The 16,851-nt window shown below is 34.2% G+C and carries 14 protein-coding genes; 6 read left to right on the top strand and 8 right to left on the bottom strand.

Going from position 1 to position 16,851, the window contains the following annotated elements; genetic code table 11:
- Nucleotides 1-12: 12 nt before the first annotated feature.
- The 8 genes from ACGLWY_RS13370 to ACGLWY_RS13335 all read right to left on the bottom strand — a co-directional run bounded on the left by ACGLWY_RS13370 (nucleotide 13) and on the right by ACGLWY_RS13335 (nucleotide 11,411).
- Nucleotides 13-1,056 (bottom strand): NAD(P)/FAD-dependent oxidoreductase, encoded by a 1,044-nt coding sequence (locus ACGLWY_RS13370; RefSeq protein WP_396620166.1) that lies wholly within the window; start codon nucleotides 1,054-1,056, stop codon nucleotides 13-15.
- A 509-nt stretch (nucleotides 1,057-1,565) separates the two neighbouring features.
- The gene (gene gldN, locus ACGLWY_RS13365; RefSeq protein ID WP_396620165.1) at nucleotides 1,566-2,456 is read right to left on the bottom strand and encodes a gliding motility protein GldN; all 891 of its coding nucleotides are present in this window, start codon (nucleotides 2,454-2,456) and stop codon (nucleotides 1,566-1,568) included.
- Nucleotides 2,457-2,603: 147 nt separating this feature from the next.
- Entirely contained in the window at nucleotides 2,604-4,163 is a 1,560-nt protein-coding gene (gene gldM, locus ACGLWY_RS13360; protein WP_396620164.1) for a gliding motility protein GldM, read from the bottom strand.
- 50 nt (nucleotides 4,164-4,213) lie between these two features.
- Nucleotides 4,214-4,852 carry a gliding motility protein GldL gene (gene gldL, locus ACGLWY_RS13355; RefSeq protein WP_396620163.1) on the bottom strand — a complete coding sequence of 213 codons (639 nt, stop codon included), beginning with the start codon at nucleotides 4,850-4,852 and terminating at the stop codon, nucleotides 4,214-4,216.
- A gap of 88 nt (nucleotides 4,853-4,940) precedes the next feature.
- Nucleotides 4,941-6,299 carry a gliding motility lipoprotein GldK gene (gldK, locus tag ACGLWY_RS13350; RefSeq protein WP_396620162.1) on the bottom strand — a complete coding sequence of 453 codons (1,359 nt, stop codon included), beginning with the start codon at nucleotides 6,297-6,299 and terminating at the stop codon, nucleotides 4,941-4,943.
- Nucleotides 6,300-6,460: 161 nt separating this feature from the next.
- On the bottom strand, nucleotides 6,461-7,627 hold the full coding sequence (locus ACGLWY_RS13345) for a formimidoylglutamase (RefSeq protein ID WP_396620161.1): 1,167 nt from the start codon (nucleotides 7,625-7,627) through the stop codon (nucleotides 6,461-6,463).
- 379 nt (nucleotides 7,628-8,006) lie between these two features.
- Nucleotides 8,007-10,496 (bottom strand): type I DNA topoisomerase, encoded by a 2,490-nt coding sequence (gene topA, locus ACGLWY_RS13340; RefSeq protein ID WP_396620160.1) that lies wholly within the window; start codon nucleotides 10,494-10,496, stop codon nucleotides 8,007-8,009.
- 138 nt (nucleotides 10,497-10,634) lie between these two features.
- Entirely contained in the window at nucleotides 10,635-11,411 is a 777-nt protein-coding gene (locus tag ACGLWY_RS13335; protein ID WP_396620159.1) for a hypothetical protein, read from the bottom strand.
- A gap of 150 nt (nucleotides 11,412-11,561) precedes the next feature.
- Between ACGLWY_RS13335 and miaB the strand changes: the two genes are divergently transcribed.
- The 6 genes from miaB to groES all read left to right on the top strand — a co-directional run bounded on the left by miaB (nucleotide 11,562) and on the right by groES (nucleotide 16,812).
- On the top strand, nucleotides 11,562-13,013 hold the full coding sequence (miaB, locus tag ACGLWY_RS13330) for a tRNA (N6-isopentenyl adenosine(37)-C2)-methylthiotransferase MiaB (protein ID WP_396620158.1): 1,452 nt from the start codon (nucleotides 11,562-11,564) through the stop codon (nucleotides 13,011-13,013).
- Between the two features lie 72 nt (nucleotides 13,014-13,085).
- Nucleotides 13,086-14,351 carry a sigma-54 interaction domain-containing protein gene (locus tag ACGLWY_RS13325; RefSeq protein ID WP_396620157.1) on the top strand — a complete coding sequence of 422 codons (1,266 nt, stop codon included), beginning with the start codon at nucleotides 13,086-13,088 and terminating at the stop codon, nucleotides 14,349-14,351.
- A 122-nt stretch (nucleotides 14,352-14,473) separates the two neighbouring features.
- Nucleotides 14,474-14,983 carry an LptE family protein gene (locus ACGLWY_RS13320; protein WP_396620156.1) on the top strand — a complete coding sequence of 170 codons (510 nt, stop codon included), beginning with the start codon at nucleotides 14,474-14,476 and terminating at the stop codon, nucleotides 14,981-14,983.
- Between the two features lie 119 nt (nucleotides 14,984-15,102).
- Nucleotides 15,103-16,050: a hypothetical protein gene (locus ACGLWY_RS13315; RefSeq protein ID WP_396620155.1), complete on the top strand. Its 948-nt coding sequence runs from the start codon at nucleotides 15,103-15,105 to the stop codon at nucleotides 16,048-16,050.
- A complete protein-coding gene (gene secG, locus ACGLWY_RS13310) occupies nucleotides 16,050-16,388 on the top strand; it encodes a preprotein translocase subunit SecG (RefSeq protein ID WP_396620154.1) in 339 nt (112 codons plus the stop codon). Before ACGLWY_RS13315 ends, secG begins: the two co-directional genes overlap by 1 nt.
- A gap of 148 nt (nucleotides 16,389-16,536) precedes the next feature.
- Nucleotides 16,537-16,812 carry a co-chaperone GroES gene (gene groES, locus ACGLWY_RS13305; protein ID WP_117175179.1) on the top strand — a complete coding sequence of 92 codons (276 nt, stop codon included), beginning with the start codon at nucleotides 16,537-16,539 and terminating at the stop codon, nucleotides 16,810-16,812.
- Nucleotides 16,813-16,851: the final 39 nt, after the last annotated feature.

The raw sequence follows: 16,851 nt of genomic DNA, 5'->3' as shown, positions 1-16,851 counted from the left end.
CTTGTTTTTAATTTAAAAAGCAAACCTTCTAATATCAATCTCTTTTTCAAGAGTCATCCCCTTTTCAATAAAATTATAAAGTTGCTCTGCTACATAAGGACCGATCATAACACCACGTGTACCCAAACCATTTAGCACAAACATATTTTTATATTTTCCATGTTGACCAACCAACGGGCGTCTATCTTTTACTGTAGGACGTATTCCTGCTACTTGGTTAACAACTTCAAATTCACAATTAATTAGTTTTTCAAGCTTGGTTAAAAGTTCCTCTTTTGCTAAATCTGTGACTTTACTGCTTAAATCTTTCCATTCGTAAGTGGCTCCAACAATATATAAATCGTCACCCAAAGGAATTAAAAAAACACTTGCTTTTAAAACATAGTCTATCTTTAAATTGGGCGCATGTATAGTAAGCAATTCCCCTTTTGCCGGTACTAATGGCAGATCTTTAAAAAACGGATTTTGTTTTACACCAAAACCTTCTGCAAATACGACGTGCTTTGCTATAGTATTTTTGTACTGAATAGTATCAGCTTCTATTTTTAAATCATCATATTCAAAAACAGATTCAACAAATAAGTCATGGCTCAATAGATATGATTTATAAGCTTCTATTAATGTTTTTACATCAATACGTCCGGTTTCTAACACTTCGCCATAACCATAAGGTGCATCAATAGACTTATTATCATTTTTAATGATCTTTGGTAAAAGATATTCTGAAAGTGTCGGTTTATCGGAAGCTGAAAACCAATCATTTTGTTCTTCTAGCGATGCAAATTTTCGATATACCGGAATTTTATAATCTAACTTCACCCCTAATTCCACTTCTAGATTCGCATACATTGGCAATGCTAAATCGAGTTGCTCTTTACATTTCCAAACAGGTGTAAAACGTTTTAAAACTACAGGGTTGTATAGACCTCCTGCAACTGTTGATGACTGTTGCGACGCATTATCAAAAACCACAAACGTTTTGTTATGAGCCTTTAATTGCTCGCAAAAGCTAATGCCCGCTAACCCAATCCCTACTATTATATAATCTACTTGCATGATGTTGCAAAGATAAAATAGATTATGTTATCTGATCTAGTTTTTGCAAAGAAGTGGTTTAAACTTTTTCGATTGAAGCAGGACGGAGCGTAAAAAAATAGCCCAATGGGTTATTTTAGCGAACGAGCCAGCCAGCGCAATGGCAATTTTATCCAATCGAAGCCTTTTTTGAGTTAGGGCCGAGCGTAAAGAAAAGGTTTAGTAAACCTTTTTAGAGAAGGAGCCAGCTTGCCGCGTTGGAAAAGCTACGGAAAGAAAAAAAGACAGGACAGAACGTTAAGAAACAGTAAGGTTCACGAACACGTATTTTTCAAATAATTAAGTGTCGTGAGTAAACAGTCCTGTGGACTGTTTTAGTGAAATCAAAGATTCGGCGTAGCCAATGGGCCGGGAGGCGCATAGAGAAAAAAAGGGCGATTTTTTAGCCAATTAGAAAAAGTTTAAACCTCTTCAAAATAAAAAAGCCCACTTGAAAGTGAGCTTTTATACTTTTTAATAAGATATTCAAATTAATATGTCCACATATCTAATTCAAAATCTCTAATTTTCTCTTTAATTCTTTCAGACTCTAATAATTGCATTAAAGCATTGTCCGATATATATTCTGTAACTGCTCTATCGCCTTGAACATTCTCTTCTTTATAAATATAAGCTTGAAAGCGTCTTGCATTTAACATATGATCGAATGAAAATGGCATCGAACTGTTTTTATTATTAAACGATTTAGCTTCGTGCAACACCCCTCTAGCATCTGGGAAAAACACCCAAAACAACTCTACTAAATCAGGGTTTTCAGAATCAATAAAGTTAACGTCTGGAGCAACTGGAGCAATTCCTAACAATCTGTATTTCATTTCAGCCTGACGCTTATCGAAATACCAAAGGCCTTTAATATGATACTCTGTAATATCGGCAGCAGTAATATCTCTTCTGTTTATATATTCTGCCGACAATTCTTCACCTGCATTTAGTTGTTCAATACCTAATTCGGTGGTATCAACCTTTACTAATGCCGCTTCAATATCTTTTAAAGTACGTTTTGTTTTAAAATAAGAATCATCATAAATGTTTTCAATCCTACCATTTTTAATGCTCTTCATAAGTACATCATACAAACAACGTCTATCGCTACCAATATTATTAGTATCTATTGGATAGTACAACGGAAAGTTAGCACGTTCGTCTAAAATAATTTTTTCCCAAACCATCTTAGAAAAAAGGATATCTCTGTCGTCCACATAACCATATTCTAATGGTTTATCATTATCTATGGCTTTTTGAGCATCTGTTCTAACCCCAATTTCTTCAGGGCTTTTAGCGTTTAGTATATTAGCTTGAGCAAATATGCTTGACACTGTAAAAACAGCTGTTACGGTTAATAAAAAACTTTTTAAATTCATGTGCTTATCTTTATTGTTATTTCAATGGTAACATGCAACATCCTTATTGGACTTTACGACTAATTTTCAGTCTACTTCAATAAGGATGTTTCATCTTATTATACATTTTTTAATCACTAGAGAATTAACAAAATGTTTATTCCTATATTAGTTTGTAAGCTCTATAATGATTGGAGATACTTTTTTAAGTATCACGCTTACACTACCTGCTTTAGCTTCAATATCAAATATCTGAACATCTGTTCCTCTTTTGGCTTTTAGTAATGCTGATTTAGCTCTACTATCAAGCTTATTTCCATTGACATCAATGGTTGGTTGACCAGGTACTTTAAATTTAAATCCAGTAACATGTAATGGCAATTCGAAATCGAAATCATCAAACTTAGCACCTACGGTTGAAATTTCAAGAGCGTTACGTTGCATTTTTATAGCACCGTCTTCACCTCTTATAGTTCCTGTCGGTTTTGGTAAATCTTTAATTCTGAATGTTGCTCTATCACTAACGGTTTGTCCTTCAATTTTACCAGTAACATTAATTGTGACTTCTCTACCTTGAATTCTTGTAGCATCCATTATATACTTGCTACCACTTACTCTACTTAAACCTTGTGCAGACGCATTTACATTATTATCGGCAATACCAGCAAAAGAGATTGTCATTGGGTTTTTAACACCTCGATATACTACATTCATTTTATCTGCTGAAATAGTTGCTGCATTAGGCTTAGGCACCGTAGCAAATGATGTTTTTACAGGCACTTCAATATCTTCTCCATCTTGTGCAAAGATTAGTTTACCTTCAATTTTATGTTCTCCAGGACTTCCTGTTCCAACTTTCAATTTAACTTTTCCATCTTCAATAGAATATTCTTTTTCAGTAAGTTTTCTTCCGTCCAAAGTTAATTCTACTCTATTTGGTTTAGTTGTAGCATCTTTACGACCTAACACAATTTGTCCATCAAATTGCTCACCATTAAAATAAGCTGATTTTGATGTTTCCATTAATGTTGTATAGTTTGTCATAGACACCTCGGTAGCAAGTGTGCCTTGTAACATCGTTGATAACACCTCAGACTGCGTTGTTTTAATATCGGCTTGAAGTTGTGTCATTTTTGTTAATGAAGCTACTAAAGGAAATCCTTTGTAATGATAATCTAACCAACTTTGTTTGATACCATCTCTGTTGGTAACATCGTCTGTGTTAAATTTTTCTTTTACATCTTTAACGACACTTTCCATCCCTTTTTCGTTTGCTAAAATTTTAGCTACGCCATCTCTATATGCTGCCATTTGAGCTAAAAACTCTTCCCCTCCTGGCTTTAATTTTGCACCTTTAAAGAAATTTTCGTCAAGGTAATCGCCCTTATCCATTATTTCGTAATCTGTAGGGTCATCTAGTCCTTCAACCATGTTACCTTTCAAATCTTCTAGGTATTTATTAAATTTTGATGCTAAATCATCTATCTGATCTGCTTTAGATTTTAATGATACATATTTTTCTGGTTGATCAACAGCTTTTTGATCTAAGCTAGCCATGAAAGCAGTATTTCTTTCTCCTGTGGCTTGATTAGACTCGGTAAGCTTTTCGTTCATTAATCCGAAGGCTGAAAGCACTTCCTTAGACATATTTAATGCTAGCATCGCTATAAATATTAAATACATCAGATTAATCATTTTCTGTCTGGGTGATAAATTTCCTGCTGCCATTGTCTAATTAGGTTTTTGGTTAATTATTAAAATTTGGGATTAACCCCTAATTAGTTTTTGGTCATAGCAGACAACATACCACCGTATACGCCATTTAATGATGATAAGTTAGATGCTAAAGATTGCATTTGCTCTTTTAATTTAGATGCATTTTCAACAGACTCCTCATTAATCGTTGCCTGTCTGCTAATGCTTTCTAACTGCACTTTATACAAACTGTTTAAAGATTCCATTTGAGCTGCTGCCAATGATAATTCTTCACCATATTTTTTGGAAGCTTCTATAGAATTTGCGCTAGATGACATATTTTTAGCAGCTCCTTCAAAGTTTTTAATACTTTCCCCTAAACTTGCCATTAACTCGCCATCAATTTTAGCGTCTTTTAATAATTCATCTAACTTTTTAGATAATAACCCTTGTGGGCTTTCATTTTTATCTTTTTTGCTTGTTTCTCCTCCTGCTAGTTCTGGATACACTAAAGACCAATCTAATTCGCTATCTACTGGTTCAAATGCTGATAATGCAAAAATAACTGCTTCGGTAACAAGACCTAATGTTAACATAGCGTTACCTGTAATGGGTCCAAACTCCATATGAGTAATTTTGAAAAGCGCTCCAATAATTACAATTGCCGCTCCTAATCCGTAAGCCATATTCATGAACTTTTTACTTGCTTTTGACTGTGCCATAATTCTCGATTTTTAATTTAAGTAAATACTTAAGTAGGTTAATTAATAGGTTAAATTTATTATTGATTTGATTAAATTTTAATTGATTTTATTTCTTCCCGGTTACTTGTGTCCCCATGTAATCTTGAACTGTTCTAAAACCAATATAACTTCTTGCAGAATCTGCATATTCGTAATCTCTTGAGCTTACTTGTAAAAAGTATGCTACATCTTTCCAAGAACCACCTCTAACAATTTTACGTTGATTATTGTTACTGTTAACACTTGGATTAATTGTTGACGTAAATTCGTAAGAAGATGGATCGTATGAAGCATTTACCCACTCGGCTACGTTACCTGCCATATTATATAAGTTATAATCATTAGGTTCGTAAGACTTAGCTTCTACAGTATATAATGCTTGGTCTGCTGCATAATCACCTCTTACTGGTTTAAAGTTTGCCATAAAACACCCTCTATCACTTTTTGTATAAGGACCACCCCATGGATAAGTCGCAGCTTGCAGACCGCCGCGAGCAGCATACTCCCACTCTGCTTCAGACGGTAATCTAAAAGTATTAACCATTGCAGCACCTTTTCTTGATTTTTGGTATGAGTTTTTCTTGATAGTTCTCCACTCACAGAACGCTTTAGCTTGTTTCCAAGTAACGCCTACTACTGGATATTCGCTGTACGCATCATGCCAAAAATAATCGTTATGCATTGGTTCGTTATAAGAATATGCAAAATCTCTAATCCAAACAGCTGTATCTGGATATACTTCTATTTCTTCTCTAACAATAGCATCTCTACGTTTTATACCTCTGTTTCTTGCCGCTTCTTGGATATCCATATAACTATACTGGAACTTAAACTTTTTAACATCCCAAGTACGTTGCCCATTATAAGAATCTTCTAAAGGCAAATACATGGTATCCATAACCTCGGCATAATACTCGTCTGGATATTCTGAGGTATCGAAAATCAAATCGACGTCACGATTAATTTTTCTGCCTTCATATCCTGTAGGGCCTAATCCTGTGTAGTTTTCGAACATATATTTCTCGTAAACCGACATATTTGCGGTATCTGCATCTTTAAATGCAAATTCGCCAATACCACCATCATCAGGAACCTTTCCTACCTCATCTGCTAAAATCGCTAGTTTCATTCTAATAATTGAGTCTCTTACCCAATTAACAAATTCACGGTATTCGCTATTTGTTATTTCAGTAGCATCCATATAAAAGGCTCTTACTGTTGCGGTTTTAGCTGGCGCGTCTTGAACACCCGCCAAATCGTCATCGCCTTTACCCATTATAAATGCACCACCAGGAATAAGTTCCATTCCATAAGGTTTTTCAGGATGCCATTTTTTTCCTTTAACACCCACTAGTTCGCCCTTATCGTTAGAGCCACAACTAGCAAGTATTGTCATTACTGCGGTTAATAATACAAACTTCTTCATATCCATAGAAAACTCGAGGTTAATTATTTAAGCTTTAATTTTGAGAGCGTAAACATATTTATATATTTTTTAAAAAACAACTTTTTTAAAGAAAAATTTACGTTTCATCGTGAAAAAATAACGTTTTACCGATAAAATGTACGCTTTAGCAGTTATTAATGTTAAATACAGTTCTTTTGAAACGCTTTATACCAACGATCTGGCACCTTATTGTTACATGCATCTAGATAATCTTGATGCATGCAAGGTAATAACGTATGTCTCTTTAATTTATTATTAATTTCTGTTAAAAAAGGAATTTCAATCCACCATCTGCCTGTTTTATTACTTTTATAAAACACTAATTCCTGGTCTTCTACCAAAGTGATGAATTTTTGATAGCTGCTATCCCCTAAAAAATCATCATCTTTCACTCTGAAATTAACGCCTTCAATAAAATACCACAGTATTTGGGAAATAAGCATACAAGTAATATCATCATCTTTTGATGGTTTATACTCGTAAATACCAAAAGAGCTTACTTTATTGCTAATACCAGCATACCTTGCTATAGCGCAAATTTCTTTACCATCTAACCCATTTGGCGAAAACTTTTGATTTAAACTTACCTCTGAACCTTTAACAGCATTTAAATCGATACTCACAATATTAGCATCACGCATTACAGGCTCTACAAGGGTAATATCTTTTGAAACCGAACCCAATCTGTAAGATTCAAAATAAAGACTATCCATTAAATCTTTTTCTTCTTGCGAATTAAAATACGTTTGATAGCCAATAGTAGCATAGTTAAAAAGATTATATGGCTGATCTAAAATTATTTTACCTACAAAACTGTCATTTTTAATAGGCTTGGCAGAGTCGCCCAAATCGAACTTACTATCTACATTCACAATATTTACCATAGGCATTATGGTATCATAAGCTCTGTAATTTGGATACGTAAGGTCTTGGGTGCCTCCTATAATAATAGGTATGATGTTCTTTTTGATTAAAATAGCAATGGTAGTTTTTAGAGCAAAATAAGTATCTTCTACACTTTCTCCCTTATTTATGTCTCCTAAATCGGCTATTGTGGTATGCCAACTACCAGGGAAGAGCCCATAAAAAGTTTTTCTAATTTCATTTAACTGAAATGCTTCTCCTATATAATTAATATCATTTCTATTTTCAAGAACTCCTAAAATGGCAATATTGACACCTTCTAAATCTGGAATTCCTTTTTGTACGGAATGAATTCTAATTTTTCTACCTAATGCTTGTAAAGAAAGTAACTCGTTATGAGCCAAAACCACATCTGAAACAGGTGAAAGAAAATTAAAATTCATTTAAAATGTACTATTTTGTATATAAAGTTGACTGTTTTATTTAGAATTCATTTTGTTTTTTTTGGTTAAAACCAAGATGAATTCTTAGCATGATTACAAATATGATAAGAAATAGTGACTTATTGTATGTGGTTAGCATAAAAATAATCTACTAAAAACTAAAATATAATAATTCCATACACTGTTCTCTATTTATGAACTCATCTTGACTTTTTCTATTTCCTAAAAAATGGCTAAAATCCGTCCATACTTCGTTTCTTTTTTTATGCTTAGCCCTGCTATGCCTATCAAAAAGTGCCTCATCTGTACAAATTTTATCTCATTTTCGGTTAAATACAAAAAGTCAAGATGAGTTCTATTGTTCAAAGCTATTGCTAAATTACTTTTTCTTTGCAGTAGTTTTTTTCTTAACAGCTTTTTTCTTAGGAGCTTTGGCTTCTATTAAAGCTTTGGCTTCTTCTAAAGTCATTTTTGATACATCAACAGATTTATCTAACTCTACTTTTATTTTTCCTTTTAGCACATTGTGCCTTCCCCAACGGGCTTTTTCAACGCGAATGCCTTCATCTTCCCAATTATGGATAACTTTATCTATGTCTTTTTGAATTTTAGTTTCAATAAGCTCAACAATATCATTGTCTGATAAATTGTCCCAATCGTACTTGCTACTCACGTTAATGAACATATTGTTCCATTTAATAAAGGGACCAAAACGTCCTTTCCCTTTTTGTACAGGCAACTTTTTATACATATAAATAGGTGCATCTGCTGCTTGCTTTTCTTTAATTAAAACAATGGCATCTTCTAATTCAACACTTAAAGCATCAACGCCTTTAGGCAAAGAAACAAAAGCATCTCCAAACTTAACATAAGGTCCGAAACGCCCATTATTCACCTCAACTTCTTCTCCTTTATATGTACCAAGATTTTTAGGCAACTGAAACAAGTTCATCGCCTCTTCGTAGGTAATAGTGTTTAATTGCTGGTCTGGACTTAGACTTGCGAATTGTGGTTTTTCCTCATCATCGGGAGTTCCTATTTGCACCATTGGTCCAAATTTACCTAAACGCACACTTACTTGTTTGCCTGTTTTTGGGTCGGTTCCTAAAACACGTTCACCAGATTCCCTGTCGGCATTTTCCTGAACATTCTCTACTTGTGGATGAAAGTCTTGATAAAACGTTTTCATCATTTTAGTCCAATTTTCTTTTCCTTCGGCAATGTTATCAAAATCCTCTTCAACTTTTGCCGTAAAATTGTAATCTAAAATATGTTCAAAATGATTTACTAAAAAGTCGGTTACAATCATTCCAATATCTGTTGGAACCAATTTCCCTTTATCAGAACCTACTTTTTCAGTTAATATTTTATCTTTTACTGTACCTTTTTTTAATGTGAGTTGGGTATAACTACGTTCTACACCTTCAACCGTACCTTTTTCAACATAATTTCTATTTTGAATGGTAGAAATTGTTGGCGCATAGGTAGATGGACGACCGATACCCAGTTCTTCTAATTGTTTAACCAAAGATGCCTCGGTATATCTATATGGTGGGCGCGTATAACGCTCGGTTGCTGTAATATAATTATTAAGTAAAGTTTCATTGACTTTCATTGCAGGGAGCATACCTTCTTGTTCAACATCTTCATCATCGGTACTTTCCAAATAAACTTTTAAGAAACCGTCAAAAGTAATAACCTCTCCATTTGCAGTAAAATGTTCGCTATGCGTGGATGCTGCAATTTTAACATTAGTACGCTCCAATTCTGCTTCACTCATTTGTGATGCGATGGCACGTTTCCAAATTAAATCGTACAAACGTGCTTGGTCTCTATCAATATCAACCGAATGAATTGCAAAATCGGTAGGACGTATCGCCTCATGCGCTTCTTGGGCACCTTTGGATTTTCCTGTATAATTTCTTGATTTACTGTATTTTGAACCGAAGGCACTTTCTATTTCTGCTTTTGCACCATTACGTGCTTCATCAGATAGATTCACACTATCCGTTCTCATATAAGTAATTAAACCCGCTTCGTATAGGCGTTGTGCCATTGTCATGGTTTTGCTTACCGAAAAATAAAGTTTACGAGAGGCTTCTTGTTGTAAAGTTGATGTAGTAAACGGTGCTGCTGGCGATTTTTTAGCGGGCTTTTTCTCTAAATCTGAAACTTTAAATGTAGCCGTGGCATTTTTTTCTAAAAATTTCTGTGCCTCTTCTTTAGTAGAAAAGGTTTTAGGCAATTTCGCTTTAAATGTTTGTCCTTCTTCATTAGAAAATTCGGCATCAATCCTATAGGATGCTTCCGCAGTAAAGTTTTGAATATCGCGTTCACGCTCTACAATCAATCGCACAGAAACAGATTGCACACGACCTGCCGATAAACCACCCTTAACTTTACGCCAAAGAACGGGAGACAACTCATACCCTACAATTCTATCCAATACACGACGTGCTTGTTGTGCATCCACCAAATCGTAATCTATCCCTCTTGGATTTTCAATGGCCTTTTGTATCGCTGATTTAGTAATTTCATGAAAAACAATACGTTTTGTTTTACTTTTATCCAACTTTAAAGTTTCTGCCAAATGCCATGCAATAGCCTCTCCTTCACGATCCTCATCACTTGCTAACCAAACCATATCGGCATTTTTAGCTAGATCTTTCAGTTTTTTTACAATCGCCTTTTTATCTTTTGAAACTTCATACTTTGGTTTGAAATCACCTTCAACATCTACCCCCAACTCTTTGGAAGGCAAATCAGCTATATGCCCAAAGCTAGACTCCACCTTAAAATCTTTTCCTAAAAATTTTTCGATAGTTTTTGCCTTTGCAGGTGACTCCACAATTACTAAATTCTTCGCCATACTTGATTTTTTTGTAGCTACAAATGTATATGAAAAAAAGTTTATCTGCCTAATTTTAGGGATTATCTGTTTTCTGTTTAAATAAAAAAACCTGTTTTTCGCAGTCAAAAAACAGGCTTTTTAAAGAAACTTAATTATTTATTCATAAGACATTCCATAGCTTTGGTTGTCTTCTTTTTTATCAAAACCTACAGATTCTTTATAGATAAAGTAAACTGGTAAATATGAAAAAGATGCGGTAACATAAATACCTATACAACACATTAACATACCTACAATGCCTGCTAATAAGCTAGATATGAATATCAAACCAAAAGTTAGCAGCCATTTTTTATTACCCAATTTAAATCCTGCTTTAACAATTTCTGACGTGGACAATTCTGGATTAAAAGCAAAAATAACATTCATCAAAGTAACAGGAATCATGACATATATTACAGGAAGTACACATAACAAAGTTGCTGCCAACGAAATTCCAAAAGTAGCCAAAGATAATTTTATAACTTTTCCCAAATACGGTTTCTTTAAATAGAAAAAATAATCGTCTGCACCCATTTCTTCTAAATCTTTGAGCTTACAGATTCTGAAGAAAGATGCTTTCATACCAAAACCAATTACCATGGCAAAAAACGAAAACACAAGGGCAAATATGAAAAACGGAATCATAAGTAAAGGTCTAAAATCTCCCATGTTTTCCATGTTTTGAAATGATTCAGGGTCAATTAAACCCATTCCAAGCATTGGCAAATACATAATTAAGTAAAAAGGCACCATTAAAAGCATGGTTAACAGGAGCATAACCAGACCTTGCACCCACACTTTTTTAAACAATTCGATGGATTGGTTAAAAATGGTTCCAAAATCCAAAGCCTTTGCTTTCTCAATTTTATCTAATAAACTATTAATTGTATTCATGTGTATCAAATATTGGTTAGTTTTGACCAAAGTAAACACTTTCCTGCATATTTTCAAAATTTAATAAATTTTTAAATCTGACACTTTGTCACAAAACATAAATAAATTGTATCTTTGCATGCTTATTGAAAATACGTGTTTCAACAACCTATGGAAAAGACAATAGACGAAAAAAAACAGGGGGAATCTTTAGTTCTTGAACAAAAGGAAGGCAACAAACGTAAACTTTTTATTGAAAGTTACGGATGTGCCATGAATTTTAGCGACAGCGAAATTGTAGCTTCAATTTTAGCCAATCAAGGATTTAATACCACCCAAAATTTAGAAGATGCTGATTTGGTTCTGGTAAATACCTGTTCCATACGTGATAAGGCTGAACAAACCGTACGTAAGCGCTTAGAAAAATACAACGCGGTAAAACGTTCGCACAATCCAAAAATGAAAGTGGGTGTTTTAGGCTGTATGGCCGAACGCCTAAAAACTAAATTTCTTGAAGAAGAAAAAATTGTTGATTTAGTAGTTGGCCCTGATGCTTACAAAGATTTACCAAACCTATTAGCTGAAGTTGACGAAGGTCACGATGCCATTAACGTTATTCTTTCAAAAGAAGAAACTTATGGCGATATTTCACCTGTGCGATTAAACAGCAATGGGGTTACCGCTTTTGTATCTATTACACGTGGTTGCGACAACATGTGTACCTTTTGCGTGGTGCCTTTTACACGTGGGCGCGAGCGTAGTAGAGATCCACAAAGTATTATTGAAGAAATTAACGATTTATCGAGCAAAGGCTTTAAAGAAATAACTCTTTTAGGTCAGAATGTAGATAGTTACCTTTGGTATGGTGGCGGCCTGAAAAAAGATTTTGATAAAGCTTCCGATTTACAAAGAGCTACTGCGGTTAATTTTTCGAATTTATTAGAATTATGTGCCAATGCGCAACCTAAAATGCGGATTCGTTTTTCGACTTCCAACCCACAAGATTTAACTATGGACGTGGTTGAAACCATGGCGAAACACCGCAATATTTGTAATCATATCCATTTACCAGTGCAAAGTGGCAGCAACCGCATTTTAAAAGAAATGAATCGTTTGCATACCCGTGAAGAATATATGGAATTAATAGATAATATTAAACGTGTCATTCCAGATTGTGCCATCAGTCAAGATATGATTGTTGGTTTCCCAACCGAAACCGAAGCCGATTTTCAAGATACCATATCGTTAATGAACTATGTGAAGTATGATTTTGGTTATATGTTCACTTATTCAGAGCGTCCAGGAACTTTAGCTGAACGTAAAATGGAAGACGACGTTCCTGAAGAAACAAAAAAACGAAGACTTGCAGAAATGGTTGAACTCCAGCAAGAGCACAGTGGTTATAGAACCAGGCAAAATTTAAATACGGTTGTTGAAGTTCTTATTGAAAAAGAATCTAAAAAATCGGACGCCCATTGGTCTGGTAGAACTCCACAAAGTTTGGTTACTGTTTTCCCTAAAGGCGACTATAAAATTGGTGATTTTGTAAACGTAAAAGTCAACGATTGTACCAGTGCTACCTTAATTGGGGAAGCTATTGGGTATTCAATTAATAATGAGTAATAAGCAATGAATAATTAAAAATAGTATGAGTAATACTTTCAACCTTTTACTTTTCAACTTTTAACTTAACGAATGGAATCAATTCAAGCTATAAAACAACGTTTTGGTATTATTGGCAATTCGCCTGCACTAAATCGTGCCATAGAAAAAGCAATTCAAGTAGCTCCAACCGATATTTCGGTGTTGGTTACTGGCGAAAGTGGTGTAGGTAAAGAAAGTATTCCAAAAATAATACATCAATTATCACATAGAAAACATAACAAATACATTGCCGTAAATTGTGGTGCCATACCCGAAGGAACTATTGACAGTGAACTTTTTGGACATGAAAAAGGCTCGTTTACAGGTGCTTCCCAAACTCGTGAAGGTTATTTTGAAGTCGCCGATGGTGGCACTATTTTTTTAGACGAAGTAGGCGAACTACCATTAACCACTCAAGTACGTTTATTGCGAGTTTTAGAAAATGGTGAATTTTTAAAAGTAGGCTCCAGTAAAGTACAAAAAACCAATGTACGTATTGTAGCGGCGACAAACGTAAACATGTTTGAAGCCATTGAAAAAGAAAAGTTTCGCGAAGATTTATATTATCGTTTAAGCACGGTAGACATACATTTACCTCCGTTACGAGACAGGCAAGAAGACATTCATTTGTTGTTTAGAAAGTTCGCCAGCGATTTTGCAATAAAATATAAAATGCCAACCATCAAATTAACCGATGCTGCCATACAAACCCTTTTAAAACACCGTTGGGCAGGTAATATTCGTCAGTTACGAAATATTGCGGAGCAACTATCTGTTTTAGAGCAAAATAGAACCATTTCTGCCGAAATCCTAAAAAGTTATTTACCAACAGCGGGTAGCAATTTACCTGCCGTAATAAAAACATCCAAAGCCGAAAGCGATTTTAGTAGCGAACGCGAAATTCTATACAAAGTGTTGTTCGATATGAAAAGTGACTTAAACGATTTAAAGAAGCTTACTTTAGAACTCATGAAACACGGCAACACTAAAGATGTTGAAAAAAATAACGAAAGCTTAATTCAAAAAATTTATGGTGACGATGAAGATGATGCCGAATATGAAGAAGACCCCGTAGATGACAGCAAAGTGCTTTCAATACCAGAACACAGTGCAAACCCTACATCGCCTGAAACTTTAGACAAATACCATTTTGCTGAAGAAATTGAAGAAGAAGAAACCTTATCATTACAAGATAAAGAATTGGAATTAATTAAAAAATCGCTTGAACGTCATAGCGGAAAGCGTAAATTAGCAGCAGCCGAATTAGGCATTAGCGAGCGTACTTTGTACAGGAAAATTAAACAATACGACTTGTAAATAATTAGTAGTATTCAGTTCCAGTAAACAATTAAAAATGCAACAATGCTAACTATAAATCGTTATACAATTATTAACTAAATGTGTCACACTGAGCGCAGTCAAGGTGTTTTTATATATTTATGAAAAACTATTTTTTTTACTTCTTAATTACAACTTTTAGCCTGTCACTTTTTGGCTGTGGTTTTTATTCATTCACAGGCGCATCGGTTCCTGCAAATGTAAAAACCTATCAAGTAAATCGTTTTGAAAACAATGCGCTTTTAGTAGAACCGGGTTTAGAACGCGATTTTAAGTTAGCCCTTGAAGATTTAATTCAAAACCAAACCAATTTAAATCTTGTACAATCTAATGGTGATTTGGTTTATGAAGGTGAAATAACCGATTACCGCATTTCTCCAACCACAGCAACATCACAAAATACAGCGGCTCAAAACAGATTAACAATAAGCGTTAAAGTAAGATTTTTTAACAAAAAAAAGGAAGATGACGATTTAGAACAAACCTTTTCATTTTTTTACGATTATGACGGAAGATCCCAACTGACAGGACCCACAAAAGCAACAGCACACGAAGAAATTTTTGAACGCCTTACTCAAGATATTTTTAATGCTACATTAGCTAAATGGTAGATAGGTATTGGGTGTTGGGTGTTGGGTGTTGTGAAAATTAAAAATTTTGAGCTAGCTTTGAAACTATAAGCTTTGAATCTCTGAAACTTTGTAGCTTTGTAACTTTCTTTAAAAAAAAAATGAACAACACCGATTTTACATACATACTTCAGCATCCGCAAAGCATCTCGCATCAACAAACCGAAGCTGTAAAATCCATCATTAATGAATTTCCTTATTTTCAATCGGCACGTGCCTTATACCTTAAAGGTTTAAAAAACGAAAGCAGTTTTAAATACAATCAAGAACTTAAAACCACGGCTGCTTATACGGCAGATCGCAGTATTTTATTCGATTTTATAACTTCAGATGTATTCGTCCAAAATGAAATTTCAGAATTCATCCAACAAAATACGGCACATTTAAAAGATATTGACATTGATATTGAAGACATTTCAGTAAATAAAAGTGTAAAAATTGACGATGCCTTAAAGCAACAAATAACGGCAACCATTGGTGTTTTAGACCCTACCCTGTTTAAAGCAAAAAAGGAACAAACGCAAAAATCAACTGCTTTTACCTTAGATGAATCTGAAAATATTGAAACTACTACCAAAGAAATAGTAACTCCTGAAACCGCTGCCAGTAATATATTAAAACTAGGCAAACCTCTTGAATTTGATAAAAGAGAAACACATTCTTTTAATGAATGGTTGAATTTAACACGCCTGAAACCTATCGAAAGACATGAAGATGTTATTAAAGAAGAACCGAAAGAACCTGAAACCCCTTCTAAGATAGATAAACTTAAAAAGTTTAAGCTCATTGAAGAGTTTATCAGCAAAAACCCAAAAATAAACCATACCACTTTTTCTCCTTCAAAAGTAAATCTTGCCGAAGCACAAATGATACAACCCGAAGCCTTAATGACCGAGACTTTGGCTCGAATTTATGTTGAACAAAAAAACTATCAAAAGGCAATTCAATCTTATAAAATTTTAAGTTTGAAATATCCAGAAAAAAGTAGTTTCTTTGCAAACCAAATTAAGGCAGTAGAACAATTACAAGAACAAAACAATAAGAAATAATGAGTACGTTTACAATATTTTTAGCATTAATAGTTGTGGTAGCATTTTTACTAATCGTAGTAATCATGGTTCAAAACCCTAAAGGCGGCGGGTTATCATCATCTTTTGGAGGTGGTGGAACACAACAATTAGGTGGTGTGAAAAAGACAACCGACTTTTTAGATAAAAGTACATGGACATTAGCAACTTTATTATTGATATTAATTTTATTATCTAACGTTGCTATTAACAAAGGTGGTGAAAACGCAGATTCCAAAGCTTTGGATCCTGACGCTACAACATCACAACCTTTACCAACACCAGCAAAACCTGCAAACAACACTGCTCCGGCAGAATAATTTGCACTACTATAAAACAAAAAATGCCAACTTTAAACAAGTTGGCATTTTTTGTTGCTGTAAGTTTGTCAGTTCGCAGCCATTGGCACACTTTTAGAATAGTACATACCCGTTAACATTAATTTTTAAACTTAAAAATATATCACAGATGGCATTAAACATTAAACCATTAGCAGACCGCGTTCTTATTGAACCTGCACCCGCTGAAACTAAAACAGCATCGGGAATCATTATTCCTGATAACGCTAAAGAAAAACCACAAAAAGGAACCGTTATTGCTGCTGGAAAAGGCACCAAAGATGAGCCTATTACCGTTAAAATTGGCGATACTGTTTTATATGGTAAATATGCTGGTACCGAACTAAAATTAGAAGGTAAAGATTATTTAATAATGCGTGAAAGCGATATTCTTGCAATTATTTAATTGCAAATTCCAAAAAACAAAAAAAACAAATTCCAATAG

The sequence above is a fragment of the Mariniflexile sp. HMF6888 genome, from assembly GCF_044335535.1.
Taxonomy (GTDB): Bacteria; Bacteroidota; Bacteroidia; order Flavobacteriales; family Flavobacteriaceae; genus Mariniflexile.
The sequence above is the reverse complement of the archived record's forward strand: the minus strand, read 5'-3'. Positions and strand labels throughout refer to the sequence as shown.